The 26,298-nt window shown below is 73.3% G+C and carries 24 protein-coding genes and 3 pseudogenes; 14 read left to right on the forward strand and 13 right to left on the reverse strand.

What is annotated here, in order from left to right:
• Nucleotides 1-13: 13 nt before the first annotated feature.
• Both MOV08_RS01245 and MOV08_RS01250 read right to left on the reverse strand, forming a co-directional pair.
• Nucleotides 14-355 (reverse strand): hypothetical protein, encoded by a 342-nt coding sequence (locus tag MOV08_RS01245; RefSeq protein ID WP_275305810.1) that lies wholly within the window; start codon nucleotides 353-355, stop codon nucleotides 14-16.
• A 104-nt stretch (nucleotides 356-459) separates the two neighbouring features.
• Nucleotides 460-987 (reverse strand): DUF4232 domain-containing protein, encoded by a 528-nt coding sequence (locus tag MOV08_RS01250; RefSeq protein WP_275305811.1) that lies wholly within the window; start codon nucleotides 985-987, stop codon nucleotides 460-462.
• 360 nt (nucleotides 988-1,347) lie between these two features.
• Here MOV08_RS01250 and MOV08_RS01255 point away from each other — a divergent pair, with 360 nt between their 5' ends.
• A complete protein-coding gene (locus MOV08_RS01255; protein ID WP_275305812.1) occupies nucleotides 1,348-3,033 on the forward strand; it encodes an ABC-F family ATP-binding cassette domain-containing protein in 1,686 nt (561 codons plus the stop codon).
• 88 nt (nucleotides 3,034-3,121) lie between these two features.
• Here the strand turns inward: MOV08_RS01255 and MOV08_RS01260 are convergent, their stop codons facing one another.
• The 3 genes from MOV08_RS01260 to MOV08_RS01270 all read right to left on the reverse strand — a co-directional run bounded on the left by MOV08_RS01260 (nucleotide 3,122) and on the right by MOV08_RS01270 (nucleotide 6,314).
• Nucleotides 3,122-3,496 carry a peptidase inhibitor family I36 protein gene (locus MOV08_RS01260; RefSeq protein WP_275305813.1) on the reverse strand — a complete coding sequence of 125 codons (375 nt, stop codon included), beginning with the start codon at nucleotides 3,494-3,496 and terminating at the stop codon, nucleotides 3,122-3,124.
• A 292-nt stretch (nucleotides 3,497-3,788) separates the two neighbouring features.
• Nucleotides 3,789-4,799, reverse strand: coding sequence for a YVTN family beta-propeller repeat protein (locus MOV08_RS01265; protein ID WP_239009870.1), 1,011 nt, complete (start codon nucleotides 4,797-4,799; stop codon nucleotides 3,789-3,791).
• Nucleotides 4,800-5,027: 228 nt separating this feature from the next.
• Nucleotides 5,028-6,314, reverse strand: coding sequence for an ATP-binding protein (locus tag MOV08_RS01270; protein ID WP_039628798.1), 1,287 nt, complete (start codon nucleotides 6,312-6,314; stop codon nucleotides 5,028-5,030).
• 1,038 nt (nucleotides 6,315-7,352) lie between these two features.
• On the opposite strand from MOV08_RS01270, the gene MOV08_RS01275 reads away from it, so the two are divergent.
• From MOV08_RS01275 to MOV08_RS01310, 8 genes and pseudogenes are all read left to right on the forward strand, one after another.
• Nucleotides 7,353-7,475: a hypothetical protein gene (locus MOV08_RS01275; protein ID WP_275305814.1), complete on the forward strand. Its 123-nt coding sequence runs from the start codon at nucleotides 7,353-7,355 to the stop codon at nucleotides 7,473-7,475.
• A complete protein-coding gene (locus tag MOV08_RS01280; RefSeq protein ID WP_275305815.1) occupies nucleotides 7,472-8,335 on the forward strand; it encodes a universal stress protein in 864 nt (287 codons plus the stop codon). The genes MOV08_RS01275 and MOV08_RS01280 overlap by 4 nt, the downstream gene beginning before the upstream one ends.
• A 50-nt stretch (nucleotides 8,336-8,385) precedes the next feature.
• Complete coding sequence (locus MOV08_RS01285) at nucleotides 8,386-9,114, forward strand: helix-turn-helix domain-containing protein (protein WP_275305816.1); 729 nt, start codon at nucleotides 8,386-8,388, stop codon at nucleotides 9,112-9,114.
• Between the two features lie 48 nt (nucleotides 9,115-9,162).
• On the forward strand, nucleotides 9,163-10,599 hold the full coding sequence (locus tag MOV08_RS01290; protein ID WP_275305817.1) for a nicotinate phosphoribosyltransferase: 1,437 nt from the start codon (nucleotides 9,163-9,165) through the stop codon (nucleotides 10,597-10,599).
• 62 nt (nucleotides 10,600-10,661) lie between these two features.
• Nucleotides 10,662-10,877: pseudogene (locus MOV08_RS01295) on the forward strand (DUF1918 domain-containing protein); the annotation flags it as partial.
• A gap of 22 nt (nucleotides 10,878-10,899) precedes the next feature.
• On the forward strand, nucleotides 10,900-11,742 hold the full coding sequence (locus tag MOV08_RS01300; RefSeq protein ID WP_275305818.1) for a universal stress protein: 843 nt from the start codon (nucleotides 10,900-10,902) through the stop codon (nucleotides 11,740-11,742).
• Nucleotides 11,739-11,882 carry a hypothetical protein gene (locus MOV08_RS01305; RefSeq protein ID WP_159030737.1) on the forward strand — a complete coding sequence of 48 codons (144 nt, stop codon included), beginning with the start codon at nucleotides 11,739-11,741 and terminating at the stop codon, nucleotides 11,880-11,882. The genes MOV08_RS01300 and MOV08_RS01305 overlap by 4 nt, the downstream gene beginning before the upstream one ends.
• Nucleotides 11,883-11,957: 75 nt before the next feature.
• Nucleotides 11,958-13,667, forward strand: coding sequence for a GAF domain-containing sensor histidine kinase (locus tag MOV08_RS01310; RefSeq protein ID WP_275305819.1), 1,710 nt, complete (start codon nucleotides 11,958-11,960; stop codon nucleotides 13,665-13,667).
• A gap of 129 nt (nucleotides 13,668-13,796) precedes the next feature.
• Here the strand turns inward: MOV08_RS01310 and MOV08_RS01315 are convergent, their stop codons facing one another.
• Nucleotides 13,797-14,495 carry a response regulator gene (locus MOV08_RS01315; protein WP_275305820.1) on the reverse strand — a complete coding sequence of 233 codons (699 nt, stop codon included), beginning with the start codon at nucleotides 14,493-14,495 and terminating at the stop codon, nucleotides 13,797-13,799.
• 189 nt (nucleotides 14,496-14,684) lie between these two features.
• Between MOV08_RS01315 and MOV08_RS01320 the strand changes: the two genes are divergently transcribed.
• Nucleotides 14,685-15,260, forward strand: coding sequence for an Rv1733c family protein (locus tag MOV08_RS01320; RefSeq protein WP_275305821.1), 576 nt, complete (start codon nucleotides 14,685-14,687; stop codon nucleotides 15,258-15,260).
• Nucleotides 15,261-15,339: 79 nt separating this feature from the next.
• Here MOV08_RS01320 and MOV08_RS01325 read toward each other — a convergent pair whose 3' ends face one another.
• The 4 genes and pseudogenes from MOV08_RS01325 to MOV08_RS01340 form a co-directional block, all read right to left on the reverse strand.
• On the reverse strand, nucleotides 15,340-16,008 hold the full coding sequence (locus tag MOV08_RS01325; RefSeq protein WP_275305822.1) for a CBS domain-containing protein: 669 nt from the start codon (nucleotides 16,006-16,008) through the stop codon (nucleotides 15,340-15,342).
• Nucleotides 16,009-16,049: 41 nt separating this feature from the next.
• Nucleotides 16,050-16,565: pseudogene (locus MOV08_RS01330) on the reverse strand (acetate--CoA ligase family protein); the annotation flags it as partial.
• 216 nt (nucleotides 16,566-16,781) lie between these two features.
• Nucleotides 16,782-17,456, reverse strand: coding sequence for a CBS domain-containing protein (locus MOV08_RS01335; RefSeq protein ID WP_052286402.1), 675 nt, complete (start codon nucleotides 17,454-17,456; stop codon nucleotides 16,782-16,784).
• A 234-nt stretch (nucleotides 17,457-17,690) separates the two neighbouring features.
• Nucleotides 17,691-18,383 carry a CBS domain-containing protein gene (locus MOV08_RS01340; protein ID WP_039628817.1) on the reverse strand — a complete coding sequence of 231 codons (693 nt, stop codon included), beginning with the start codon at nucleotides 18,381-18,383 and terminating at the stop codon, nucleotides 17,691-17,693.
• A 219-nt stretch (nucleotides 18,384-18,602) separates the two neighbouring features.
• Between MOV08_RS01340 and ppk2 the strand changes: the two genes are divergently transcribed.
• Entirely contained in the window at nucleotides 18,603-19,430 is an 828-nt protein-coding gene (ppk2, locus tag MOV08_RS01345) for a polyphosphate kinase 2 (protein ID WP_275305823.1), read from the forward strand.
• Nucleotides 19,431-19,544: 114 nt separating this feature from the next.
• Here ppk2 and MOV08_RS01350 read toward each other — a convergent pair whose 3' ends face one another.
• Nucleotides 19,545-19,922 carry a hypothetical protein gene (locus MOV08_RS01350; RefSeq protein ID WP_039628818.1) on the reverse strand — a complete coding sequence of 126 codons (378 nt, stop codon included), beginning with the start codon at nucleotides 19,920-19,922 and terminating at the stop codon, nucleotides 19,545-19,547.
• 333 nt (nucleotides 19,923-20,255) lie between these two features.
• Between MOV08_RS01350 and MOV08_RS01355 the strand changes: the two genes are divergently transcribed.
• A complete protein-coding gene (locus tag MOV08_RS01355) occupies nucleotides 20,256-23,990 on the forward strand; it encodes an nSTAND1 domain-containing NTPase (protein WP_275305824.1) in 3,735 nt (1,244 codons plus the stop codon).
• A gap of 118 nt (nucleotides 23,991-24,108) precedes the next feature.
• Here the strand turns inward: MOV08_RS01355 and MOV08_RS01360 are convergent, their stop codons facing one another.
• Both MOV08_RS01360 and dapA read right to left on the reverse strand, forming a co-directional pair.
• Entirely contained in the window at nucleotides 24,109-24,300 is a 192-nt protein-coding gene (locus tag MOV08_RS01360) for a hypothetical protein (RefSeq protein WP_039628824.1), read from the reverse strand.
• Nucleotides 24,301-24,448: 148 nt separating this feature from the next.
• Nucleotides 24,449-25,336, reverse strand: a complete 888-nt coding sequence (gene dapA, locus MOV08_RS01365; RefSeq protein ID WP_275305825.1) for a 4-hydroxy-tetrahydrodipicolinate synthase — start codon at nucleotides 25,334-25,336, stop codon at nucleotides 24,449-24,451.
• Nucleotides 25,337-25,408: 72 nt separating this feature from the next.
• On the opposite strand from dapA, the pseudogene MOV08_RS44000 reads away from it, so the two are divergent.
• Together MOV08_RS44000 and MOV08_RS01370 are read left to right on the forward strand one after the other, a co-directional pair.
• Nucleotides 25,409-25,585: pseudogene (locus MOV08_RS44000) on the forward strand (LysR family transcriptional regulator); the annotation flags it as partial.
• A 102-nt stretch (nucleotides 25,586-25,687) separates the two neighbouring features.
• Nucleotides 25,688-26,284 (forward strand): LysR substrate-binding domain-containing protein, encoded by a 597-nt coding sequence (locus tag MOV08_RS01370; RefSeq protein WP_420834273.1) that lies wholly within the window; start codon nucleotides 25,688-25,690, stop codon nucleotides 26,282-26,284.
• Nucleotides 26,285-26,298: the final 14 nt, after the last annotated feature.

The raw sequence follows: 26,298 nt of genomic DNA on the forward strand, positions 1-26,298 counted from the left end.
CTCCTCTCGGCGTCTATCGGTCGTTGCGGACGCGTTCGGTCCAACGAGCCGGTTCCGCACGTGCGGTGAGGGTGTGGGGGTGATCCGGTCCGAGCACGCGCAGCTGTTCGTTGAGGAGGTAGGTGAAGGAGGAGGCGGCGCCGGCCGCGTCTCCGGACCGGCCGCGCCAGTAGGCGTGGCAGTGGTGCGTGTTGAAGACGTCGAGCACGTTGGGGCGTGTCGCCATACGGCTCAGGAGGGTCTCGGTCGGGAGCATCGGCCCGCCCAGGGCCTGTAGCAGGTCGTTCAGCAGTGCTCCGTAGGCCGCCGTGGCTCCGGGGGTGTCTCCGGCCTCGGCCTGGGTGAACCCCGCCACGGGGACCACCTGTCGGTTGAGTCCGGGCTGGGCGATGTCCCGGTGGCGGGCGGCGACCAGGGGCTGGCCGTCCGGGTGGGTGACGGGCCCGTCCCCGGTGAAGGTCAGGCGCCCGGTCGGACCGGGCCGATGGCGGTGCCGGCATCGACTACGAGCCGACCACGGGCGGAGGACTCGCCGGGGATCACGCCGTCCGGGGTCCTGAGGGTGAAGGTCGCCTCGTCGGCCGGGGCACCGGCGGAGCCGTGGGGGACCTGGATGTCGAAGTGGACCGGGTGGCCGGGGCCGAAGGTCACCGCCATGTGCTGCGGGCCGTACCGGCCGGCGGTGACGCCGTCCAGGGAACCGTGGTGGTAGAAGCGCACATCGGTCGGCGATCCGGCCAGCCGGCACGGTTCGTACCCGGGCGCCGCGGTCAGGGTGACGCGGTAGTGGCGATGCCCCGAAGTCGCAGGAGCCGCACCGATCTTGGCGATGTGGTTCGCCGGACGACAGGCGGAGGGTGCCGCGTTGCCGTCCGCCGAGGTCGCGGTGGTCGATGACGACGCGTGCGCCGCCGTTCCCCCTCCCAGCGCACCCACCAACGCGGTGGCGGCAGCGGTGACGGCGATCTTCCGGGTGGTCGTACGCATCACGAACCCTCCATTCCTGCTCGGCAGTCCACTGGGTTCGACCGGAACCCCGATCACCTCCACTCCTCCCCCACAGCCAGACCGGCGAATGTCATAGGGCCGTCACAACTGCACCAAACGTCCGTTCCCTTCCGTCGCGACGGGACGTCGGCGCGAGCGGCTCTGCGCGGATGTCCGGGCCTCCGACGCCCCCGACGCCCCCAACGGCCCGCTCCTCGTTGAGCACCTTCACGGAGAGACGAGACGCATCGTTCTGTTACGGTAGGCGCATGGCTTTCTTCTACTTCCTCTGAGTCCGGGCACGGCCGACGCCGCCGTTTCTGCTGCCCGTAGACGCTTCGCATTCCCAGGGAAAGTCATATGCGCGTACGCGCCCATACCGCTGTGCCCGCTGCCGTGGCGCAGCTGTCCGTCAAGGACGTCACCAAGTCCTACGGCACCCGGACCGTCCTCGACCAGGTGTCCTTCACCGTCCGCCCGGGCGAGAAGGCCGCCGTCATCGGGGAGAACGGTTCCGGGAAGTCCACCCTGCTGCGGTTGCTGGCCGCAGTCGAAGTACCGGATGCCGGGGAGATCATCGTCGGTTTCCCCGGTGGCTTCGGCCATCTCACCCAGACCCTCGACCTCGGTCCGGACCGCACCGTGCAGGACGCCGTCGACCTCGCTCTGAGCGAACTGCGCGCCATGGAGCGCCGGTTGCGCACGGCTGAGCAACGCCTCGGCGAGGCGTCGAAGGACGAACTCGCCTCATACGGCGAGCTGTTGACCGCGTATGAGGAGCGTGGCGGATACGAGGCGGAGGCCCGTGTCGATGCCGCCATGCACGGGCTCGGGCTCGCCGGGATCACCCGAGACCGCGCGCTCGGCTCGCTCTCCGGCGGCGAGCAGTCGCGGCTCGCGCTCGCATGCGTGCTGGCCGCCGACCCCGAACTGCTGCTCCTCGACGAGCCGACGAACCACCTCGACGCGGCGGCCGTGCACTGGCTCGGGGAGCGCTTGCGTGCGCATCGGGGCACCGTCGTCGCGGTCACCCACGACCGCGGTTTCCTCGAACGCATCGCCACCACGGTCCTGGAAGTCGATCGGGATGCCCGCACGGTTCGCCGGTACGGCGACGGGTGGGCGGGCTACCGCGCCGCGAAGGCATCCGCCCGGCGCCGCGCGGAGCAGGAGTACGCGGAGTGGCTCCACGAGGTGGCCCGTAGTGAGGAGTTGCTCGACGCCGCGGGGAAGCGGCTGGCCGGCACCGGCAAGGACCCGCGGCAGGGGTTCGGCAAGCACCGCCGCTCGCACGAGGCGAAGCTGGGCGGGCAGGTGCGGGCGGTCCGGGAGCGGCTGGCCCAGCTGCGGCGCCATCCGGTGGCGGCGCCGCCGGAACCGCTGCGGTTCACGGCCGCGCTGTCGGCGGCGGGCGGCGCGTGTTCCGTCGGCCGTCCTTCCCCGAGCCCTCGGCTTCGTTCGAGCAGGGGACACCCCATTGCCGAGCTCGACGGGATAGCGGTCGGCGAACGGCTGCGCCTGGACGGGCTGCTGGCGCTCATGCCCGGGCAGCGGCTCCTGGTCACGGGCGAGAACGGGGCGGGCAAGACGACGCTGCTGCGTGTCCTGGCGGGCGACCTGGAGCCGGATGCCGGCTCGGTGCGCCGCCCTGCCCGGATCGGTTATCTGCCGCAGGAGCTTCCCGCGCGCTGCACGCGCCACCCGCTGCTCGCCGCGTTCGCGGCCGGACGGCCGGGGCTGCCGGAGGAGCACGCCGAACGGCTGCTGGCACTGGGCCTGTTCCGTGCGGAGGACCTGCACGTCCCGGTCGCGGCGCTGTCCGCGGGGCAGCAACGGCGGCTGCAGCTCGCGATCCTGGTCTCCCGGCCCGCGGACCTGCTCGTCCTGGACGAGCCGACCAACCACATCGCGCTCGACCTCGTCGAGGACCTGGAGACCGCGCTCGCGGCGTATCCGGGGGCGGTTGTCGCGGTTTCGCACGACCGCGGCTTCCGCCAACGGTTCCCGGGCGAGCGGTTGGAGCTGTGCGGCGGACTCCGGCGCTGACCGGCGCCGCGGCGGCGGACGGTCGGTCCGCCGCCGCGGCCGACACCCCGAGCACGCGCGTCCCGGGAACCCCGCGCAAAACCCTCGGTCAGTAGACAGTGCCCCAACTGGCGAGGGAGACCGACCGCGCCGACCCGCCCGGCTGCAGGGTGCCGACGCGTACCGAGCAACGGGGTCCGGCGAAGAACGACCTGGTCTCGTCGCTGTTGTTGTACACCGATCGCGCGGGTTGGAACGGCGTGGCCTCGCAGTCGTGTTCGGGGTACTGCGCGGCCCTCATCTCTCCGCCGAACTCGGACTTCGACCAGAAGCAGACGGAACCTTCGGGGCAGGCCGCCGCGGCGCGGGCCCGAGCGGGCAACGCGGCGCCGTTGCCCGCGTACGCGGGGACGGTGGCGGCCAGGGCCAGGGCGGTCGCGGCGGCCAGTGGGCCGAGGGCCGCGGCGAGGTGCTGGATGCGCATGGGATCTCCGGATCTCGCGTGACGGTCGACACATGCCGTGAGCTGGGTCGTCTGCCGGGGCTTTCGCCCGACGAGGGGCGGCCCGGCGGCCTGTTCACGTGGACCGGCCCAGGGCTCCCCGGCCAGACCGAGGTCGTAGGGACCAGTGTGTGGCAACAAAGGGAGCCGGTCCCGGTGTTCGAGTCACTGTCACGCTTGCGAGCAGCGTTGTACGCATGTGCGGGGGATCGCGGAGAAGGTTCCTGTCTGTCGCCCGGTGGGAAGCGGGCTGTGGCGTGTGGGGGTGCGGGGCTCAGCGCGGGGTGATGGCGATGCCTTCGGGCTCGTGTCCGGTCGGCAGGGTGGCCCGGATCCGCCGGGCATAGGGGTCGATGACCGACACGGTGTCGGACTGTTCGTTGGTCACCCACACCCGCCGGCCGTCCGGGGTCACCGCGACCCCCTGCGGCTGGACGCCGACGTGCACGTGACCGATGATCCGGTGGCCGGAGATGTCGATGATCAGCAGACAGTCCTGGGCGGAGTCGGCGACGTAGAGGAACCTGCCGTCGGGACTGACCGCATTGCCGAGCGGCGCCCGACCGCCGGGCAGACGGCCCACCACGGTGTCGGTGCGGGTGTCGATGACGGAAATCGTGCCGGAACCGGTGTTGGAGACGTAGACGAGGCGGCCGGAGGGCGGCGAACTGATGCCGCTGGGGAAGTCCCCCACCGGGATCCGCCGGACGGGATGGGAGCTGGGATCCAGGACGGTCACCGCCCCACCGCCGTTGTCCGTCACATACGCGCGTCCGTCCGGAATGGTCGTGATGCTGTGCGGCAGCGGTCCCACCGGCACGGTGGCGATCACATGGCAGTCGGGTGCACTGAGGACCGTGACCGTGTCCGACCCGAAGTTGGCCACCAGCACCCTGCGGCCGTCCCGGGTCGGCACCGCCGCGAAGGGCCGGCGCCCCACCCGTACCGTGGCCGTGACCAGCCGGGGACCGGTGTTGATGCAGGAGACGGTGTCGGACCGGCCGTTGGCGACATAGACCCGCTCGCCGTCCGGAGACGCCCCCACCCCGGTCGGGCCGAAGCCCACCTGAACGGCACCGAACTTGCGTTCCAGACGGGTGTCATAGGCCGAGACGATCTCCGCACCGCTGTTGGCCACGTAGGCACTGACGCGAATGGGGTAGCCGGCCGCGCGCCGCACCGCGGGGCGTGGCTGCGCCCCGGCCGCGACCAGTACGCCGGACAGCACCAGCGCGGTGGTCACGTCCCGGCACAGCCGACGGCGGCGCCGGGACGACGGTGGCACGCTCGGTCGGTGCCGGGTGGGCCTCTGGCCGAGGGGCTCGCTGGCTGGGGTTGGACGGTGCATGGTTCTCCTGGGGCAGTAGTGATCACTGCGCTCCACCACAGCAGGCATCGACCGATCCCGCAGTCCCGCTAGGCCAGCCAGCCCTGTCCGTACCCCGGGGTGCGAAGCGGCGTCGAGCCCGTCGCCGCAGGTGGCGGCCGGCCGTGTCGGGGGTGGGCCCCTTCCTCACACCCGGGCGGCGGTCCTGAGGTCGCGGTCGAAGGCCCGGATGTCCTCCTCGGTGAGGGACGTCCTGGTGTGGGCGATGGCCTGCAGGTAGTCGCCGGTGATCCGGGCCGGGTCGGCGGCTTCCTGCCCGCCCGAGGCCAGATGGCGTTCGAAGGCGGCCTGGGCCGCGGTGCGCGCCGCGTACTCGATGTCTGCCGGGGTGAAGCGGTCGCTGGCCTCGACCAGCGCGTCCAGTTCGATGCCGGCGGCGCGGTCGGGGCCGATGTAGCGGGTCCAGATGGCGCGTCTGGCCTGGGGGTCGGGCGGTCCGACCGGGATGAGGTAGTCGAAGCGGCCGGGGCGCAGGAAGGCCGGGTCGAGGGAGCGCACGGCGTTGGTGGCACAGATCAGGAGCCGGCGGTCGCCGCGCCGGAACTGCGGGATGAGTTTGAGGAGTTCGTTGGTGACCCGGTGGGCGAGCGTCGTCGGGTCGTGCCGCTCGGAGGCGATCTCCTCGGCCTCGTCGAAGAACAGCACGGCCTGCTCCAGGTGCTCGACGCGGGCGAACAGCCGGCGGAGCCCGGCCGCGACGCCGTGCGCGTCGTCGGCGAGTTGGTAGGGGAACACCTCGATGAACGGCCAGCGCAGGCGGGAGGCGACCGCTCGGGCGAAGGTGGTCTTTCCGGTGCCGGGCGGGCCGAAGAGCACCACCGCGCGGGGCGGCACCAGCCGGTACTGCCCGGCGACCTCCGGATGCTCCAGCGGGAGGACCAGTCGGCGCTCGATCAGCGCCTTCTCGGCGCTCATGCCGGCGATGCTGTTCCACAGGCCGTCGTCCGGGACGGTGCCGCCGAGCTGGTCGAGCAAGGTGGCTTCGGCGGAGTCCGCGGTCAGCTGCTTCTCGACGTAGCTGAGGTCCGGCCGGTTCACGTATCCGGCGCGGGCGAACGCCCGCTGGCCGGCCTCACCGTCCGGCAGCAGCGCCCCGATGCGGCGCACGCCGGCGCCGCCCAGCCGCTCCTCCAGGGCCGCCAGCAGCGCCTGTCCGACGCCGTGCCCCCGCCAGGGCCGGCCGACCGCCATCCGCAGGATCCAGGCACGCTCCTGCGTCGTCAGGGACACCGCGGCGCCGATGACCTGCTCCCCCACCACGGCCACCACGGCCGGCGCCTCGGCGTGCAGCGCGCTCACCGCCTCCGCCAGGCTCACCGCCAGGTCCACGGTGGTGTCGGGGGCCTCCTCCCAGATGCGCACCACCTGGTCCAGGTCGTTCTCCTCCAGCGCACGGACCCGCCATGGGGACATTGCACGTCACCTCTCCGGTCTCCGGACTGATGGTGTGGGACCGCGCTCTCGACGCGTCGGGCTCCGTCTCTCCAATGTCCCTCGCCGGGTCATGCGCCGCGAGGGACCGGATGGCCCTACCGTTGCTGGCCCGTCCGGACCTTGGCCGCGGCGTCCGCCGCGTCGACCATGGCATGTACGCGGAATGGTCCTCCGCTGACGGAGCGGGCGTCCCGGAGACGTCCGCTCCGGTGTGCCGGACCGCCCGGGCGAGGGCCGTCCGGCACTGGCAGGCCGCCGGGCACTGTGCTGACCTGGAAGCCGGACGGCCTGTGCACGCGGATACGGGCTCGTCGCCGGGATCGTCGAGGAGGTCCCGGGCAGCAGGGAGCGGAGGCTGCCGTGCGGTGCGCTGAGGACCGGGCAGGGGGCCGGGCGCGTGGGACCGCGGATGCCTGGCGGAGGCGTCCCGACCCGGTACTGCTGAGCGCGACGACGGTGGCGCTGGTCGCGGGCGGGATCGCCTGGCTGGCCGGGCGCGGGGCACTCGCCGATGCGTGCTGGGCGGGCGGCACGGTGATCGCCGTCGTCCCGGCCGTGGCCTGGGTGGTGGGCGCACTGCGGAGGGGGCGGGTCGGGGTCGGCCAGTGGCATCGCGTGGTCCCGGTCGGCGGAGAGCAGCATGCGTGCGCAACGCCCGCGCGTACGCGAAGCGCCACGGCTGGGCGTTGTGCATCGAGGGCGCGGTGGTGGCGTCGGCCACCAGCGACTTGACAGCCGTGTCGTCGAGGGTGGGGTGGGTGAGCACCGGGAGCCTCCCGGGCGGATCGGGCCGCGCCCGGGTGGGGAGCCGTCGGTGGAATCGGCAGGAGCCTCCAGCGTCGTGGGACTCCGTCGTCGGCAGCAGGGGCCGTAGGGCCCCGACGGAAGGACCGGCCGGCCCGGCGGGGACGGCCGGCCGCACAAGAGGGCCGAGTGGCTCATATCGGTGCGACCGGCGGCCCGGCCACGCTGGAGGTGCGGCCGCGCCGCCGGCCGCCGGGGCGGAAGGAGCCGGAGATGGAGCACCGCACGACAGGTGAGCTGATGACCCGGAAAGTCGTGAGCGTGCGGCTCGACCGGTCCGGCCGGCCCGTCGTGACGGTCGAAGGGCGAGCGGGCGAAGGCCGGTCGTCTTCATGAAGGACGTCGTCACCGTCGGTGTGGACGGTACGTCCCAGGCCCTGGCGGCGGCGCAGTGGGCGGCGCACGAGGCCCGGCTGCGGCAGTCCCGGTTGCGACTGCTGACCGCCTGGCAACCGCTGACGGCGACGCCGCGGGGCGCGCCGGGGGCCCGGGAGGTGCCGCCCTGGCCGGACCGGATCATCGAGGAGGCCAGGGCCACGGTCGAGTCGGCGGAGCCGGGGGTGGCCGTTGAGGTGCGCCTGGTGCGCGAGCCGCCGTTGGAGGCCCTGGTCGAGGCCGCCGAGCAGGCGGATCTGCTGGCCCTGGGGTCGCGGGGGCTGGGCCCTGCGGCCCGCTTCACGCTGGGCGGGACCGGCCTGGATCTGGTGCCGCGGGTCGCCGTCCCGGTCGTCCTGGTGCGGGCCAGGCTCGATCGCCCGGCGACCGAGGAGAGCAGCAGCGTCGCGGTCGGTGTCAGCCTGCACGCGGCGTGCGAAGGGCTGTTGGCCTTCGCCTTCGAGACCGCGGCCCGGCGGGCCGTCCCACTCCGGGCCGTGCACGGCCGGAACCTGCCCCCGTTCGCGTACGACCGGGGCGGTGCCGTGGAGCGGGCCGCTGCGGAACAGGCGGAACTGCTCGCGCGTGAGGAACTGTCCCAGGCACTGCGCCCGTGGCGGGAGAAGTTCAGGGACGTGCGCGTCGAGGAGCAGGTGGTCATGGAGAGTCCGGCGCCCGCCCTCCTGCACGGCGCGGCGGGAGCGCAGCTGCTCATCGTCGGCCGCCGGCACCTCGGCCTTGCGGTCCCGCGCATCGGTCATGTCGTCCATGCGGCCGTCCATCACGCGCCGTGCCCCGTGGCGATCGTGCCGCGCGAGTGACCCGCTCCGTACGGGCGGAGCAGGAGCCGCCGGCAGAAAGGACGTCTGCGATGACGAGCGACGGAGCAACCGGTTCCGGCACCGGGCCGGAACCGCCCCGCAGCGATCTGGGGCGGCGCACCGCACTGCGCCGTGAGCAGTTGGGGCTGACCCGCGAGGAGGTCGCGGCCCGGGCCGCCGCCTCACCCGGCTACATCCAGTACGTCGAAGAACACCCGGCCGAGCCGAGCATCGGCTTCCTGCTGCGCCTCGCCGGTGCGCTCAACACCACGGTCGCCGAGCTGACCGGCGGCACCACCGACCTGCCGACGGGCCTGGGCAAGGCCGGCGCCCATCCCGAGGTGCTGACGCTCGGCCCCGCCGAATGCCGGGAGCTGCTCTCCACCCACGGCATCGGCAGGGTGGCCGTCACCCTCCACGACACCCCCGCCGTCTTCCCCGTCAACTACACCGTCATCGACGACGTGATCGCCTACCGCACCCAGGCGGGCTCCGGTCCCGCCGCGGCGGCCGGCCACGAGGCGGCGCTGGAGGTGGACCACATCGACGACGCGTTCAGCCAGGGCTGGAGTGTGCTGGCCGTGGGGCCCGCCGAGGTCGTCACCGGCTTCTACGAGACCCGCAGGTTCGAGGAGCACGCGTACTCGGCTCCCTGGGTGGGCGGTGGCCGGTACCAGTGGATCGCCATCCGGCCGACGCACTTCAGCGGGCGGCGCATCCGCGTCCCCGGGCCACCGGCCCCGCCGACCGGAGAAGCCGAGCACGGCTCGGGCACATGAGCGCCGCGGCGGGGCCCGCCGGGCGGAAGCGTGGAAGGAACGGCCGTCATGTCCGAGACCACGACCACCGACCTGTACGAAGTGACCATGGCACTCTCCTACCTGCGCGAGCGGATGACGGACTCGGCCACGTTCAGCTGCTTCGTCCGCGAACTCCCGCCCGACCGGGGCTTCCTGGTGTGCGCCGGTGTCGAGTCCGCACTGAACTACCTGTCGCGGTACCGCGTCGGTCTCGACGACGCCAGGGCCTTCGCGGAGGCGTTGGGACGCCCGGTCGGCGATCTGATGCCGCTGGTGGGGATGCGTTTCACCGGTACCGTGCGCGCGGTGCCGGAGGGCCGCGTGGTGCTGGCCGGAGAGCCGTTGTTGGAGGTCACGGCGCCCCTGCCGCAGGCACAGCTCGTCGAGACGAGCGTGCTGAACCACCTCAGCCACCAGACCCTGGTGGCCTCCAAGTGCGTCCGGTGCGTCCTCGCCGCCCGGGGACATGCGGTGGTGGACTTCTCGCTGCGCCGAACCCACGGGACGGCCGCCGGCCTGCAGACGGCCCGACTGGCGGCCCTAACCGGTTTCGCGGGCACCAGCAACGTCGCCACGGCCCGGGCCCTGAACTTCCCCGCGGTCGGCACCATGGCCCACTCCTACGTCGAAGCCTTCCAGGACGAAGAGGCGGCCTTCACCGCCTTCGCGCGCTGCCACCCCGGCCCGGTCACGCTCCTGGTGGACACCTACGACACCGAGTCGGGCGTCGCAACCGCCGCCCGCGTACTGCGCGCACTGGACCGCGCCGACGGCTGCGCGGTCCGCCTCGACAGCGGCGACCTCAAGGAACTGTCCCTCCGCGCCCGCGCCGTCCTCGACGCCGCCGGGCTCCCACAGGTCCGCATCGTGGCCAGCGGCGGCCTGGACGAGTTCGCGGTGCACGACCTGGTCTCGGCGCGGGCGCCGATCGACGTCTACGCCGTCGGGACCCGGGTGGGGGTCAGCGCCGACGCCCCGTACCTGGACACCGCGTACAAGCTCGTCGAGTACGCCGGGCGTCCGGTGATGAAGCTGTCCACTGCGAAGGCGACGGCGCCCGGCCGCAAGCAGGTCTTCCGGCGCCCCGGCTGCGTCGACGTGATCGGCCTGGCGGACGAGGAGCCGCCGCCCGGCAGTGTGCCGCTGCTGCGGACGGCGATGCGGGGCGGGATGCGGTGTACGTCGCCGCTGCCGCTGGAGGACGCCCGGCGGCGGCTCGCCGCGGAAGTAGCGCAACTTCCCGCCGCGGCCAGGGAGATCAGGTCGCCGGTGCCGGTACGGCCGAGCGTGTCGAAGCCACTCGCGCGGCTGACGAACCGGGTGCGGCAGCAGATCGAGCGGGAGGTGTTCGGCCCGTCCTCCCCGTCGTCTCCGGAGCAGCGCGTCGGGACCGTGCGGGCGGGTTCCGGTTGGTCCCCGTCGCATGGGCCGAACGGCCCCGCATCCGGGCGACTCGCCCCATGACCGGCCCGGCCTCCCCTGTGACACGTTCGGCACAGGCACCGGTGGGACAGGAGGTGAGTTCGGTGCAGGCACACATCGGCGACCAACTCGTGGTCGAGTGCGCAGCCACGGGCGCCACCTGGCGCGACGGCGAGATCGTCGGGCTGCACCACGAGGACGGCACCCCGCCCTACGACGTCCGCTGGTCGGACACCGATCAGATCTGGCTCTTCTTCCCCGGCCCCGACACCCGTATCCGGCATGTCGACCGACCTCCGGACGCCACCTCGCCCGGCACCGTCGCCTCGGCGGGGGTGTGACGTGGGCGGACCGGTCCTGGTCGGGCTGGACGGCACCGGGAACAGCGTGCCGGCGGTGCGCTGGGGCGCCGAAGAGGCCGCGGTCCGCAATCTCCCCCTCCACCTCCTGCATTCCCGGGTCTCCCAGCCGTGGCCGGTCTCCTGCGCGCCGCGGGAAGCCGACCGGCGCAGGTACGGAGCCGAAGTGCTGGGGCGGGCCGAAGCCCTCGTCGAGGAACTTCGCCCCGCGGTCGCGGTGACGGCGGAGCAGGTGGACGAGGAGGCCGCCGACGCCCTGGCGGAACGCAGCGGCACGGCCACGCTGTTGGTGCTCGGATCGCGTGGGCACGACAGGATCTCGGGTTTCCTGTTGGGCTCGGTGAGCCTGCGGGTCCTGGGACGCGCCGCGTGCCCGGTGGTCACCGTCCGCGAGGAGGAGTCGTCCGTCGGCCCGGGGCCCGAAGTCGTCGTCGGTGTACGGGAGACGGGCACCGAAGGGGAGGCCGTGCTCGACTACGCGTTCACGACGGCCTCGGCGCACCGTGCGGGCCTGCGTGCGGTGCGCGCCTGGGCGCCCGCCGCGGACCCCGCCCGAGCGTCGGACGAGGCGGCGGGCGCCGCGGGCGCACAGGAGTCGCTGTCCGCGAGCGTCGCCCCGTGGCGGGAGAAGTTTCCCGATGTCCGGGTGGTCGAGCAGGTCGCCGTGGGCAGGGCCGTGCCCGTGCTGCTGGCGGCCTGTTCCCGGGCCGGGCTGCTCGTCATCGGGCGCCGGCCGCAGCGCACACCGCTGCCCCTCGGGCCGTCGGTGCTCGCCGTGCTGCACCACTCGCGCTGTCCGGTCGCGGTCGTTCCCCGCGGTGCGTGATCTCCGCCGACGGGACCGCGTCCACCGGCCCGGGCACCGCGCTGTCACCGGCGGTCGCCGCCGCCGTCGCCCCGCTCGTCGCGCGGATCGAGCAGGACCTCGCGCCCCGCGGCGGCCGGGGCGGGGCGCTTCGCGCGTGAGGTGCCCGTCGGCCGCGCGCACTACGGTGGTGGTGTGGCCGGGCCACGCGATACCGGCCGCGGTGGAGGCGTGCCGTGGGCGAGGACGGCTGTCGGACGGACGGGGTGCGTCCGCAGCTGCACGCGCTGTCGGACGATCTCCAGGAGCGGTTGCGCGCGGTGGAGAAGGCGAGCGGCCGCTCGCAGCATCTGCTGCTGGAAGCGGTGCTGTCGGTGGGCACCGGGCTGGAGCTGCCCCAGGTGCTGCGGCACATCATCGAGGCCGCCGTGGTGGTCGCGGACGCGCGGTACGGCGCGCTCGGGGTGATCGGCGCGGACGGCAGGATCAGCCAGTTCCTTCCCGTCGGGCTCACCGACGAGCAGTTCAAGGCCATCGGCCCGCTGCCGGCCGGCCACGGAATCCTCGGCGAGCTGATCCGGCACCCCGCTCCGCTGCGCCTGAGCGAACTGGGCGAGCACCCGGCGTCCTACGGATTCCCGCCGCACCACCCGGCGATGCACTCCTTCCTCGGGGTGCCGATACGGGTCGGGGACGAGGTCTTCGGCAATCTGTACCTGACCGAGAAGCGCGGTGGCGGGTCGTTCACCAGCGACGACGAGACGCTGCTGGCGACGCTGGCGGTGGCCGCCGGGGTGGCGATCGAGCACGCCCGGCTCTTCGAGGAGGCCCGGTACCGCCAGGAATGGCTGGAGGCGATCCACGAGATCGTGGCCGGCCTGCTGCCGGCCGCGGAGGAAGAGGACATCCTGCCGACCATCGTCGACCACGCGGTGCGCATCCTCTCCGCCGACCTCGGGGTCCTGGCCCTGCCGACGGAGGACGGCACTCTGCGCATGGAGCTGGCCTCCGGGGTCGACGCCGAAGCGCACCGCGGCCTGGTCCTCCCCCGCCAGGGATCGTTCGCGGGCGCCGCCCTGGCCGCCGGCCGTCCGCTGATCAGCGAGGACATCGAACACGACCCGAGAATCACCACGGGTCCGCCCCGCTGGTGGGGGCTCGGGCCGGCCGTCGCGGTGCCCATGGCGACCGGTGAGCAGGTCCACGGGGTCCTGCTGTTGGCGCGGCTGCGCGGGCGCCGCCCGTTCACCGAGTCCGAGACCGCGCCGTTGCTGACGTTCGCCGGTCAGGCCGCGCTCGCCATGGAGCTGTCCGAACAACGGGCGGCCGCGGATCAGGTGACCCTGCTCAAGGACCGCGACCGCATCGCCCGTGACCTGCACGATCTGGCCATCCAGCGGCTCTTCGCCATCGGGATGACGCTGCAGAGCGCGGTGCGGTTCGTGGATCACCCCGAGGCGCACGAGCGGCTGCTGCGCGCGGTGGACGGCCTGGACGAAACCATCAAGATCATCCGGTCCACCATCTTCGGACTGCGGACCCGCGACGTGGCCACCGGACGGCAGAGCCTCAGGGCCCGGACGGTCGCCACGTTGGAGGACGCCGCGCACGCGCTGGGCTTCACGCCGTCCCTCCACATGGAGGGGCTGCTGGACACCGACGTACCGGAGGCGCTGGCCGCACACGCCCTGGCGGCGCTCGCCGAAGCCCTCAGCAACATCGCCCGGCACGCCCGCGCGACCGCGGCCGACGTCTTCCTGGCCGCCCGCACCGGCCGGCTCACCCTGGCCGTGCAGGACAACGGCGTGGGGATCGCCGAGCACGGCCGACGGAGCGGGCTGCTCAACCTCGCCAGACGTGCCGAGAGCGCGGGCGGGGAGATGACCGTGGAGGCCGCGCCGGAGGGCGGCACCCGCCTGGTGTGGTCGGCGCCGCTGCCCGCGTAGCACCGCCGTCCGCGCCGCGGAAGGCCGCGTTCCGGAGGCGGAGCGGCGGATCGGTGCCGTGTTCCGCGGCGTTCAGCAGTGTCCAGCGGCGTCTAGGGTCTGTCCGACCCTGACCCCATCGGAGAGACCCTAGGCGCCCCGTTCCGTGCCGACCGCCGCCCCGCGCTGTGTGGCGAGTACCGCCGCCTGGATGCGGCGCTCGACGCCGAGTTTGGCCAGCAGGCGGGAGATGTGGTTCTTGACGGTCTTCTCGGACAGGTAGAGGCGTGCACCGATCTGACGGTTCGTCAACCCTTCCCCGATCAGTTCGAGGATCTCCCGCTCCCGGCCCGACAGGCCGGACAGGGCGTCCTCCTCGGGACGGGTGTCGGCCTCCTGGCCGCGCAGGCGGCGCATCAGTCGCGCCGTGGTCGCCGGGTCGAGCATCGAGCGCCCGGACGCGACGGTGCGCACCGCGGCGACCAGGTCCGTGCCCTTGATCTCCTTGAGGACGTAGCCGGAGGCCCCGGACATGATCGCGTCGAGGAGGGCGTCGTCATCGTCGAACGAGGTCAGGATCAGGCAGGCCACGTGCGGCATCCGTGAGCGCAGCTCACGGCAGACGGTGACGCCGTCGCCGTCCGGCAGCCGGACGTCGAGCACCGCCACGTCGGGCCGTAGCGCCGGCCCCCGGGCCAGCGCCTGGCCTGCTGTCCCGGCATCGCCCACCACCTCGATGTCCGGCTCGGCGTCGAGCAGGTCCTGCACGCCGCGCCGGACGACCTCGTGGTCGTCGACCAGGAACACCCGGATCGGCCGCTGTGGTGAGAACGTGCCCGTCTCGCTCATGAGGACCTCCGTCCACGAATCCGCGCCCCTGCTCCATCGTGGCTCCGCCCGAGGGGGCCTGCCAGGGCCGAACGGTCCCGGCGCGCACGCGCCGCCCGCACTTCCGGGCCCCGCACCGGGACCGTTCGGCCCTCTCCCCCGGACGTCCCGTGGTGAGAGCCTCGAACCACCGGGTGAAAGGGGTGCGCGATGGCTCCGGGGACGCTCCACCAGCCGTGGCGGCACGGTCCGCTCCGGCGCCGCACGGACGTGGCGCAGTCCTGGATGGCGCTGGTCAGCGGCCTGCTGATCGTCGTGGCCGGGCCCGCGGCCGGAGTGCTGGCCGGCAACGCGGTGGACGCCGCCGTCCACGGGCAACGGGCCGACCGGCACTCGACGGTCGGCGTGGTGGCGAGGACCCCGCCCGCCGCCCTCGGCGTCGCCGCCGGCAACGGGACGGTGGGGCGTGTCTACACGGTCGTACGGTGGACCGCGTCGAACGGCATCGTGCGCACGGGCGAGGCGGCCGTACCCCCCGGTGCCCGTGCCGGGGACCGCACGACCGTCTGGCTGGACGGTCGCGGAGCGCTGATACGGGACCCGGGCTCGCCGGAGGACATCGTGGTGGAGAGTGTGGCGGTCGGCATCGTGGCCGCCTCCGGCACCGGTCTGGCGCTCTTCGCCGTGCACAAGGGCGGCGTCCGGCTGCTCGACCGCCGTCGGTACGCGCAGTGGGAAAAGGAATGGGCGGAACTGGACGCGCGACCGCGCCGCGACCACCCGTGACCGTTCACCGCCGGTGACCGTCCACTGCCGACTGCCGCCCCGGCCCCTCCCGCAGCGCGACTCCTGACGTCATGGGAGATCACATGACGTCAGGAGGGCGTCTCGGCGGAAGGGCATCGCCCGTCGCGTCCCACTCCGGCCCCCGCCAGGGACCCGCACGCCGGTGGGTGAGCCGGTCCACCACCGCGGTGACGCCGTCGATCCGCCGCGTCATCCGGACCAGGGCGGCGGCCTGGCCACTGCTCTCCAGGAATCCCGCCACGGTCACCACGCCGTCGCGGACGGAGACGTCGACGCCGGCCGGGTTCAACCACAGGGTGCGGAGCACGACCTCGTCGATCACCTCCTCCCGGATCTCCTCGTCGGAACGGGCGAAGAGCTTGAGGACGTCGCGCCGGGTCAGCATGCCGACGAGGCGGGCCTCCTCGTCCACGACCGGGAGTCGCTCGACGCCGTACGAGGACATCAGGCGGGCGGCCCGCACGACCGAGTCGTCGGCGCGGACGGTATGGGCCGGGGCGGACATCAGGGTCCGCGCGGAGCGGTCCGGGGAGCTGCCGCCCGTACGGCGCGCGCGTTCCAGGTCCGTCGCCGAGACGACCCCGATCACCTTGTCGTCGCCGTCGACCACCGGTACGCCGTTGACGGCGAACTCGGCCATCCACCGGGTCAGTTCAGCGGCCGTCGTGCCGCCGTGCGCGCGGACCACGTCACCGGTCATCACCGCCCCGACCCGTCGCCGCTTCATCTCGTTTCCCTTCTCCCCGCCTTCCGCCGTGCGCTGTCGGCTCACGGGAGCCGGTGCAGATACGGGTCGGTCGCCCGGCGCGGCAGCAAGCGGACCCGGGCGTCCACGACGGTGCTGCCGTCGGGCCGCGCGATCGCCGGGCTGCACTCGGCCCCGGCCAGCTCCGGAAGGTCGTCGGCCATCTGTGAGAGGCGGGCCAACAGGTCTTTCAGGGACGCCAGATCGGCCGGCTCGGCGCCGCGGTGGCCGAGCAGCAGGGGGGCGCAGCGGGGAGCGGTGAGCAGTTCGTGGACGTCGGTGTCGGTGAGGGGGGCAAGTCGCGCCGCGTGGTCGGCCAGCAGCTCGCTGGTGGTGCCGCCGGAGCCGAAGACGACCAGGGCGCCGAACACCTCGTCCTGGACCACGCCGGCCAGCAGTTCGGTGCCCCGTCGTGCCATGGGCTGGACCAGTGCCCCGGTCATCGCCGGGCCCAGGCGTGCGGTCAGGTCGCGGTAGGCGGTCCGCACGGCGTGCGCGCCACGCAGGTCCAGGAGCACGCCGCCCCGCTCGGTCTTGTGGCGCCGGCTGACCATGAAGAAGCGGTTGCGCAGGCTGTCTGCGGACATCTCGTCGTAGAGCCGCAGCACCCGTTCGCGGTCCGCCGGGCCCGCCGGGCCCGCCGGGCGCAGGCTGACCGTGCTCCCGTCGGCGAGCAGCGCGCACACCGTGCCGGCCTCGGACACCAGTTCCGTCATCGCATCTCGTCCCTCCACGGGCAGGGCCCGCGTATCGGCTCAGCCGGCCACCGTGCGCCGGTTCGTCGTCGCAACGGTGTGGTCGTCGAACGTCACCTCCACCACGCCCTCCACCGCGCGAACGAGTCGCGCCGCGACGGGCAGCAGCGGGCTGTCCCGGAGCGGCCCGTGCAGCGTCACCACGCCGTCCTCGACGCTCACTTCGACCCGTCGCGGAGTCCCGGGGAAGAGCCGGTCGACGACTTCCGTCCGCACTTCGGCGGCCAGGTCCGCATCGGGGCGCAGGAAGACCTTCAGCAGGTCCGCGCGGCTGACGATGCCCTGCAACATGCCGTGCGCGTCGACCACGGGCAGTCGCTTGACGGACTTGCGGGCCATGGTCCGCGCCGCCTGGGCGATGGTGTCGTCGGCGTGCACGGTCAGCGCCGGTGCGCTCATCAACTCGCCCGCCGTGCGGCCGCCGGCCTTGCGCAGGTCGTCCAGCCGCCGCCGCTGTTCCATGCGGTCCGGGTCCGCGTCCCGGAACTCCTCCTTCGGCAGCAGATCGGCCTCGGAGACCACGCCGATGACCCGCCCCTCGCCCGCGAGCACCGGAAGGGCGCTCACCTTCCACTGCTCCATGGTTTCGACGATCTCCTTGAAGCTGGCCCCCTGACCGACGGCGACCACGCTCTGGGTCATCACGTCGCCGACCGTGTGCGGGCTGTGCGCCATGACGCCGTCTCCTCCCTACGACCGCTCTCCCCGGGCTGCGACACCTTCAGCGTGCGATGGCCCGCCCGCCCCCGGCAGGGGCCGTCCGGCCCTACCTCCCGCCGATCGGCCGGGGCGCACCGCGCAGTCGGGGGGACCCGGCGCGCCCGTCCGTCGCCGGGGAGGCGGCCATGGCGCCCCGCGCCCTTCGGTGTGGACGGCTCGCCCGCGGGCCCGGCTTCGCCGCGGGCGCGCTCACGGATACGAGCCCTGCGCGCCCTCCCCCGGTGGACCGATGTGCACCGGCGCGACGCCCGTCACGTCGTACGCCACGTCCACCACCCCCTCGATGCCGCGCACCAGACGCGCCACCACCGGCACCAGGGACCGGTCCCGCATCTGCCCGCTCAACGTGACCACCCCGTCGGCGACCCCGACATGCAGGTACTTCGTCGGCGCGGCGAAGAACTTCGCCAGCAGCTGCCGCACCTCCTGCGCGAGGTCGTCGTCGGACCGCAGGAACACCTTCAGCAGATCGGCCCGGCTGACGATGCCCACCAGCAGGCCCTTCCCGTCCACGACCGGCAGGCGTTTGACCGACGCCCGGGCCATCGTGCGCGCCGCCTGGGCCAGCGTCGCGTCGCCCTGCACGGTCACCGCGGGACTGGTCATCAGCTCGCCCGCCGTCACCGCCTCGGCGCGTCGTACGTCGTCGGACAGCCGCAGCCGCGCCAGTCGGTCCGCGTCCGCCTCCCGGAACCCTTCCTTGGGCAGCAGATCCGCCTCGGACACCACACCGACCACCCGCCGCTCGGCGGAGACCACCGGCAGCGCGCTCACCCGCCACTGCCGCAGGGTCTCGACGATCTTCTTGAAACCGGCCTCGCGGTCGACGGCCGCCACGGGCTGCGTCATGACGTCGCTGACCCTGCACGGAGTGTTCGGCATGATGGCGCCTCCTCGGAAGCGGCTCCGCGCCGCACGGTCACCGTCCGGCCGTCCGGCGCGTGCTGTCCGGCATCACTCCCAGCCTGCGACGCGCCGCCTCGGCCGGACAGGGCCGTCCGGCCCCTTCCCCCGCCCAGCGCGGGCACGGCAGCTCCCGGCCTGCGCCCATTCGGCCGCCGCGCCCGCCCGCGCCGGCCCGGCGCTCCGTACCGTCGAGGTATGGCCGACGACCAGGAAGACAGGAGCCACGGGCCGAGGAAGCTGTCCAAGGGCCGCTACGAGCGCGAGCTGTACCGCCTGCAGGCGGAGCTGGTGAAGCTCCAGGAGTGGGTGCGCGCCGAGGGCGCCCGGCTCGTCGTGGTCTTCGAGGGGCGCGACGCGGCCGGCAAGGGCAGCACCGTCAAACGCGTCGCCGCGTACCTCAACCCCCGGGGGGCGCGCATCGTCGCCCTCCCCCGGCCCACCGAGCGCGAACGCACCCAGTGGTACTTCCAACGCTATGCGGAGCACCTGCCCGCGGCCGGTGAGATCGTGCTGTTCGACCGCAGCTGGTACAACCGGGCCGGCGTCGAACGGGTCATGGGGTTCTGCACGCCCACCGAGTACCAGCGCTTCCTCCACCAGTGCCCGGTCTTCGAGCGCATGCTGATCGAGGACGGCATCCTGCTGCGCAAGTACTGGTTCTCGGTCAGCGACGACGTACAGGAACAGCGCCTCCGCCAGCGCCTGGACGACCCGACCCGCCGGTGGAAACTCTCCCCCGTCGACCTCGAATCGCTGACCCGCTGGGAGGACTACTCCCGCGCCAAGGACGACATGTTCGTCCACACCGACACCCCCGAGTCACCGTGGTACGTCGTCGAGAGCGACGACAAACGCCGGGCCCGGCTCAACATGATCGCCCACCTGCTGTCGACGGTGCCCTACCACGACGTCGCCCCGCCCGTCCTGGAGTTGCCGCCCCGCCCGCCGAGCACCGGCTACCGGCGACCGCCGCGCGCCCTGCAGAACCACGTGCCGGACCACGCGGCCCAGCTGGAGCGGTGACGCCGGGGCGGGCCATCCGCCGGCGGCCTCTTCGGCGATCCGAAGGGGCCGCTTGGCGCGCGCCGGACGGCCGTGCTCATCCGTCCGGCGGGCACCGCCGACTTCGAGGTCGGGTCAGCAGAAGATGGTCGTGTAGTGGGCGCCCGGAGTCGTCGAGTTCCAGTGCCACCATGCGACGTCGTTGGCGCCGATGGTTCGCGACGGGGCGACATAGCCGTCGGTGAGGTTCTTGGCGCAGACCGTCACCGGGGAGTCCGTGCAGTTCTTGTAGTACTGGTCCATCGCCGCGCCTTCCGGGTTCTCCGGGACGAACGACGTCCAGCACGGGTGGCTCGCGAGCGCCGGGGCCCCGGCGGTCGTGGCCCGAACGGAGGCGTCCCGGGTGGCCTTGCCCGGTGCGGGCGCGGCGGACGCGGTGGTGGAGGCCGTCAGTATCGCGCCGACCGCCACCGCGGCCATCGCGACCGCGGCGGCACCCTTGCGGGTTGTCATCATCGTGTTCCTCTCGTGTCCTGGTGTCGTCGGCAGGGACTACGCGTGGTCCGGTGCCGGGACGGCGCGGACGGCGTCACTCCGGGTTCCGGCCGGGCGCGTTCCGCTTGTCTGCGGCGGCCCGGCGCCGGAACTCGGCTCCCCCGTTCGTCGGCCGATCCGCAGCCAACGTTGTGGCACCGCAGGGTTGTTGGGCAGCCCGGTTCCCGCACCCAACAATCCGCGGCCGACGGCCGAAAAGGGCCGCTGGGGACATGAGCACGCCTTGTGGGGTACGGCAGGACATGCCTAGCGTGGCGGGCGATCAGGACTCCGCGGGGGACGGGGAACAGCGTGGGGCGTCGTGAGAAACCGGTGGACCCGACCGCCGGGCCGGTGCAGCGGCTGGCTCATGAGTTGCGCAAACTGCGCCAGGAGGCGGGCGGCATCACCTACCGGGCGATGGCCCAGCGCGTGCCGTACTCCGTGCCCACGCTGTCCCAGGCGGCCGCGGGCGAGAAGCTGCCGTCCCTCCCGGTCACCCTGGCCTATGTGGAGGCGTGCGGCGGGGACGCCGCGGAGTGGGAGCTGCGGTGGCGCCAGGTGGACGAGGAGCTGGCCGCGCGGTCGGTCGCCGGGGGCGGTGCGGGTGCGCCGTATCGGGGGCTGGCCCGCTTCGAGGCCGACGACCACGCGCGGTTCTTCGGCCGCGACGCGCTGACCGGCGCACTCGTGCAACTGGTGCGCGAGCACCGGGTGGCGGCGCTCTTCGGCCCTTCCGGGAGCGGCAAGTCCTCCCTGCTCCGCGCCGGGCTGATCCCGCGCCTGCGGCACGCCGGGGAGCCCGGTCCACGGCCCGCCGCTCTGCGCATCCTGACGCCCGGACCGCACCCGGTGCGCAGCCATGAGCAGTTGTTCGCCCCGGTCGGGGCCGGCGGGGACGTCTGGTTGATCGTCGACCAGTTCGAGGAGTTGTTCACCCTCTGCGCCGACGCCGACGAGCGCGGCCGGTTCATCGACCTGTTGCTGACGGCGGAGGATCCCGGCAGCCGGCTGCGGGTGGTGCTGGGCGTGCGCGCGGACTTCTACCCCCGCTGCGCCGAGCACCGCGGACTGGTGACCGCGCTGCAGCACGCGACGCTGATGGTCGGCCCCATGACCCCGGCCGAGCTGCGCGAGGCCATCGTGCGCCCGGCCGCGGCCGACGACCTCGTCGTCGAGCGCGCGCTGACCAACCGGCTGATGGGCGAACTGGCGGACGCGCCGGGCGGATTGCCGTTGCTGTCGCACGCGCTGTTGGAGACCTGGCGCCGCCGCCGGGGCCGGACGATGACCGTGGCCGCCTACGAGGCGGCGGGTGGTGTGCACGGCGCCGTCGCCCAGACCGCCGAGGACGTCTACACCCGGCTCTCCCCGGCCCAGGCCCGGCTGGCCCGGCGCATCCTGCTGCGCCTCATCGCCCCCGGCGAGGGAACCCAGGACACCCGACGTCCCGTCCCGCACGGCGAACTCGACACCGGCGACGCCGCCGGCACCCGTATCGTCCTCGAACGGCTGGCCCGCGCGCGGCTGGTCACCCTCGACGACGGCATCGCCGACCTCGCCCACGAAGCCCTGATCGCCTCGTGGCCCCGCCTGCGCGGCTGGATCGAGGAACACCGCGAACGCCTGCGCCTACACCGGAAGCTGACCGAAGCCGCCCAGGCATGGGAGGAACTGCGGCACGACGTCGGCGTGCTGTACCGCGGAGCCCGGCTGGCCGCGGCGAAGGACGCCTTCGCCGCTCCCCAAGCGCGGGCCGAACTCACCGCTCTGGAGGGGAGGTTCCTCGACGCGTCGATCGCCGCCGCCATGAGCGAGCAGACCGCCGTCCGCCGCCGCACCCGTCGCCTTCGTCAGCTCGTCGCGCTGCTGACCACCGCGGTCGTGGTGGCGAGCGTCAGCACCGTCCTCGCCTTCCGCGCGCAGTGGTCCTCCGACCGGGAACGCGACCTCGCGGTGTCCCGGCAGGTGGCGATCGAGGCCATGGCCCAGCGGGCCACCACCCCCGCCCTGGCGGCCCAACTCGGTCTGGCCGCCTACCGGCTGGCGCCCACCGCCGAGGCGCTGGGCGCCGTGCTCAGCACGTTCGCCACGCCCTACGCCCACCGGCTGACCGGCAGCGCCGACGCCGCCGCGTTCAGCCCGGACGGGCGCACCCTGGCCACCGCGACCGAGGACCACACGGTGCGGCTGTGGAGGCTCACCGGCCCGGGCGGTCCGACGGGGCTGGCCACCCTCACCGGGCACTCCGACACGGTCCGGTCGGTGCGGTTCAGCCCCGACGGCCGCCTCCTGGCCACCGCCGCCGTCGACCGGACCATCCGCCTGTGGGACGTCACCCGACCCGACCGCCCCCACCGCCTGGCCACACTCGGCAACCGCACCGACAACGTCTGGTCGGTGGCGTTCAGCCCCGACGGGCGCACGCTCGCGGTCGCCGGCGACGACCGCCGCACCGTGCGACTGTGGAACGTCGCCGACCCCCGGCACCCCGACCGACTCGCGTCCCTGATCGGTCACGCCGACACCGTGCTGTCGGTGGCCTTCGGCCCCGACGGCCACACCCTGGCCACCGCCGGAGACGACCACACCGCACGTCTGTGGGACGTGACCGATCCCCGCGATCCCCGCGGCCTCGCCACTCTCCACGGCCACACCGACACCGTGTGGTCGGCCGTCTTCAGCCCCGACGGCCGCACCCTTGCCACCGCCGGAGCGGACCGGACCGCTCGCCTGTGGAACGTCGCCGACCGTCGGCATCCGCGGCCTCTGGGCACCCTCACCGGCCACACCGACGCCGTCCGCTCGGCCGCGTTCAGCCCGGACGGGCACACGCTCGCCACCGCCGGCAACGACCACACCGCACGCCTGTGGGATCTCACCGACCCCGAACATCCCCACCACCTCACCACACTCATCGGCCACACCGACAACGTCGTTCTGGCGGCCTTCGGCCCGCAAGGCCGCACCCTGGCCACGGTCGGCGACGACAACACCGCACGCCTGTGGGACATCCCCGGCCCGATCCTCACCGGCCACACCGACGGCCTGTACAGCGCGGCGTTCGCTCCCGACGGCCGCGCGCTGGCCACCGCCGGCATCGACCACACCGTGCGCCTGTGGAACGTCGCCGATCCCGGCCATCCACAACAGCTCGCCACCCTCACCGGCCACGCCGGCACCGTCCGCTCGGCCGTCTTCAGCCCCGACGGCCACACCCTCGCCACGACCGGCGACGACCGCACCGCCCGGCTGTGGGACGTCTCCGACCTCCGGCACCCGAGCGCCGTGGCCACCCTGCACGGCCACAAGGACACCGTCTGGAAGGCCGCGTTCAGCCCCGACGGCCGCACCCTGGCCACCACCAGCGAGGACGCCACCGTCCGCCTGTGGGACGTGACGGAGCCGCGCCGCCCCACCCTCGCGGCCGTGCTGACCGGACATCACAACAACACCGAAGGGGCGGCCTTCGCCCCCGACGGGCGCGTCCTGGCGACGACCAGTCAGGACCGTACCGTCCGCCTGTGGGACATCTCCGACCGCCGACACCCCCACACCCTCGCCGTCCTCACCGGCCACACCCAGTCCATCCGTTGCGCCGCCTTCAGCCCCGACGGCCATACGCTCGCCACCGCCAGTCTCGACGGCACCGCCCGCCTATGGGACGTCGGCGACCCCCGACAACCCCACCGCCTGGCCGTCCTCACCGGCCACACCAACGCCGTCTACGGCGTGGCCTTCAACCACGACGGACACGTCCTCGCCACCGCCAGCGCCGACACCACCGCACGCCTGTGGAACGTCACGGACCCCGGCAGACCAACGGCCCTGGCCACGCTCACCGGCCACACCGACCGCGTCTACGGACTGGCCTTCGGCCCCGACGGCCACACCCTGGCCACCGCCGGCGCAGACGCCACCGCCCGCCTGTGGGAGACGGACCCCACCCGCGCCGCCGCTCGAATCTGCGCCACCGCCCACCCACCGCTCACCCGCTCCGACTGGGACCACTTCTTCGCCGCACTCCCCTACCGCCCACCCTGCTGAGTCGTGTCCGCGAAGTCCCCTCGTTCGCCCGGAGGGCGTGCCGGACACCGGATGACAGACGGGACTCCGCGGACACGACCTGGCTCCCGCCTACGGCAGGGTCACCTCTTCGCGGCTGCTAGACGATCGCAGCGGCGGCGCCGGCGGCGTCGATGAGGAGGGTGCCGATGCCGTCGGGCGGCAGTCCCAACTTCATCATCGCCTTCTTGACCGGGCTGCCGCCGCCCGCGCTGGCTTGGGGGGACATGAGTCCGACGAGTGCGACAGCCCCGATGATGACGGCGACGATTCGACGAGTCCCACGGTGCATGGCGTTCCTCCTAGGACGGGCGACTGGGTGTTGTGTAACGCTGCCGCCTCTGGCCCCCGGTGACGCGCGTGTCTGGGCGAATCCACCCCTATGGACCCCAGGATCGGATCGCTCTCCGCTCCGTGGCCGACGCCCCGGGCAGGGCCGTTCAGGGCCCCTCGGAAAGCGCATCGAGGCAGGCCGACGCCCGTGCTGCCGCGGTCTCGCTCGCGGGCAGCAACGGCAGCCGTACCGCCGGCGTCGGAATCCTCCCTTGCGCCGCCAGCACCGCCTTCACGACCGCCGGGTTGGGTTCGGCGAAGACCGCCCGGGCCAGCGCCGCCAGACGGTGACCGAGTGCGCGAGCGTGCAGCAGGTTTCCCTTGTCCCAGTCTTCGAGCAGTTCGACGAATTGCGCGGTGGCCAGGTGGGCCGAGGCGAGAATCCCGCCGGTGGCGCCGAGGGCGAGCAGCGGGGCCAGGAAGGCGTCTTCCCCGGCCAGCACGGCGAAGTCGGGTGGCAGGTCGCCCATCAGCTCGATGGTGTCCTCGTCCACCGAGCCGGTCGCCAGCTTGACCCCGACGATCCCGGGCATCCGGCACAGTCGACGCAGCGTGCCGGCCTCCAGTGCCTGCCCGGTCCGGTAGGGGATGTGATAGACCACCAGCGGTACCGGGCTGTGCTCCGTCAGGTATGTGAAGTGCGCGAGCACCCCGTCCTGCGAGGGCCGGACGAAGGGCGGTACCGGGACCAGCGCGGCGTCCGCGACCTGTGCCAGCTCCTCCAGTGCCGCCGCGCTCTGTCTGGTGTCGCTGCCGCCGGCGCCCACGATCAGCCTCGCCCCGCGCTCCCGGCACACCCGGGCGCAGACCTCCACCACCTGCCACTTCTCCTCCGGCGAAAGCGTGGCAGGCTCCCCCGTCGTACCCAGCGCGACGAGCCCGGCCGCACCCTCCATCAGCACCGAGCGCGCCAGTGATTCCAACGCCCCCAACGCGACCTCCCCGTCCTCGGCGAACGGCGTCACCAGCGGTACGTAAATGCCATGCAGTTCCATGCCCTTGAGCATGGCGACCGGTTGTCGCACAGGTCCAGTTCATACTCTCGATGGTGCTCGTAAGCTGAGCTGATGCTTGATGTTCGTCGCCTGCGTCTGCTCAGGGAACTCGCGCACCGGGGCACCATCGCCGCCGTCGCCGAGGCACTGTCGTTCAGCCCGTCCGCGGTCTCCCAACAACTGTCCCTGTTGGAACGCGAGACGGGAGTGTCCTTGCTGAAGCGGACGGGACGCCGCGTTGCACTCACCCCGGCCGGGCAGAACCTGGTCCGGCACGCCGAGGACGTACTCGAACGCCTGGAGCACGCGGAAGCCGAACTGGCAGCGGTACGCTCCGGGTTGGCCGGTCCGGTGCGCATCGGAAGCTACCCGTCCGCGACCCGTGCGATCATCCCGGCCGCCCTGGCCGCGCTGGCCCGCGAACACCCGATGCTGGAGGCGAGAGTCCTCGACGTCGATCCGGTCGGCGTGGCCGCGGCGCTGCGCGCCGGAGAACTCGACCTGGCCCTGGTACACGAATACGACGTCGTCCCCGCCGAGCCGCAGCCCGGCCTGACCGGCGAGGAACTGTTCACCGAACCGATGTACCTGGCGGCCCGGACGCCGAGTTCGTTGAACGACCACAGCACCAGCCCGTGGATCATGGCCCCGCCCGGCAGACTCTGCCGCACGATGGCCATGCGGGCCTGCCAGGCAGCCGGCTTCACCCCGCACGTGCGCCACGAGGTCGACGACTTCGCGACCGTCCTGGCCCTGGTCGCGCTCGGCCAGGGCGTCGCCCTGATCCCCCACCTCGGCGCCACCGCACCACCCCCGGGCCTGAGCCTCACGCGACTCCCGATGTCCCGCCGCACTCGCACGGTCCACCGCGCGGGCGCGGCCGACCACCCGGCCGTCGCCACCGTCACCGCCGCCCTCCGCATGGCCGTCCCACCGGAACTCCTGTGATCGGCTCCGGAGCG

The sequence above is a fragment of the Streptomyces yunnanensis genome, from assembly GCF_029011865.1.
GTDB classification, from domain to species: domain Bacteria; phylum Actinomycetota; class Actinomycetes; order Streptomycetales; family Streptomycetaceae; genus Streptomyces; species Streptomyces yunnanensis.

Excerpts from the sequence above, each read along its gene's own strand:
- dapA (WP_275305825.1), bottom strand. The coding sequence starts at position 25,336 with ATGGAACTGCATGGCATTTACGTACCGCTGGTGACGCCGTTCGCCGAG.
- MOV08_RS01360 (WP_039628824.1), bottom strand. The coding sequence starts at position 24,300 with ATGCACCGTGGGACTCGTCGAATCGTCGCCGTCATCATCGGGGCTGTC.
- ppk2 (WP_275305823.1), top strand. The coding sequence starts at position 18,603 with ATGGCCGACGACCAGGAAGACAGGAGCCACGGGCCGAGGAAGCTGTCC.
- MOV08_RS01255 (WP_275305812.1), top strand. The coding sequence starts at position 1,348 with ATGCGCGTACGCGCCCATACCGCTGTGCCCGCTGCCGTGGCGCAGCTG.
- MOV08_RS01315 (WP_275305820.1), bottom strand. The coding sequence starts at position 14,495 with ATGAGCGAGACGGGCACGTTCTCACCACAGCGGCCGATCCGGGTGTTC.
- MOV08_RS01285 (WP_275305816.1), top strand. The coding sequence starts at position 8,386 with ATGACGAGCGACGGAGCAACCGGTTCCGGCACCGGGCCGGAACCGCCC.
- MOV08_RS01290 (WP_275305817.1), top strand. The coding sequence starts at position 9,163 with ATGTCCGAGACCACGACCACCGACCTGTACGAAGTGACCATGGCACTC.
- MOV08_RS01320 (WP_275305821.1), top strand. The coding sequence starts at position 14,685 with ATGGCTCCGGGGACGCTCCACCAGCCGTGGCGGCACGGTCCGCTCCGG.
- MOV08_RS01350 (WP_039628818.1), bottom strand. The coding sequence starts at position 19,922 with ATGACAACCCGCAAGGGTGCCGCCGCGGTCGCGATGGCCGCGGTGGCG.
- MOV08_RS01335 (WP_052286402.1), bottom strand. The coding sequence starts at position 17,456 with ATGGCGCACAGCCCGCACACGGTCGGCGACGTGATGACCCAGAGCGTG.
- MOV08_RS01280 (WP_275305815.1), top strand. The coding sequence starts at position 7,472 with ATGAAGGACGTCGTCACCGTCGGTGTGGACGGTACGTCCCAGGCCCTG.
- MOV08_RS01250 (WP_275305811.1), bottom strand. The coding sequence starts at position 987 with ATGCGTACGACCACCCGGAAGATCGCCGTCACCGCTGCCGCCACCGCG.
- MOV08_RS01325 (WP_275305822.1), bottom strand. The coding sequence starts at position 16,008 with ATGAAGCGGCGACGGGTCGGGGCGGTGATGACCGGTGACGTGGTCCGC.
- MOV08_RS01270 (WP_039628798.1), bottom strand. The coding sequence starts at position 6,314 with ATGTCCCCATGGCGGGTCCGTGCGCTGGAGGAGAACGACCTGGACCAG.
- MOV08_RS01260 (WP_275305813.1), bottom strand. The coding sequence starts at position 3,496 with ATGCGCATCCAGCACCTCGCCGCGGCCCTCGGCCCACTGGCCGCCGCG.
- MOV08_RS01275 (WP_275305814.1), top strand. The coding sequence starts at position 7,353 with ATGGAGCACCGCACGACAGGTGAGCTGATGACCCGGAAAGTCGTGAGC.
- MOV08_RS01340 (WP_039628817.1), bottom strand. The coding sequence starts at position 18,383 with ATGCCGAACACTCCGTGCAGGGTCAGCGACGTCATGACGCAGCCCGTG.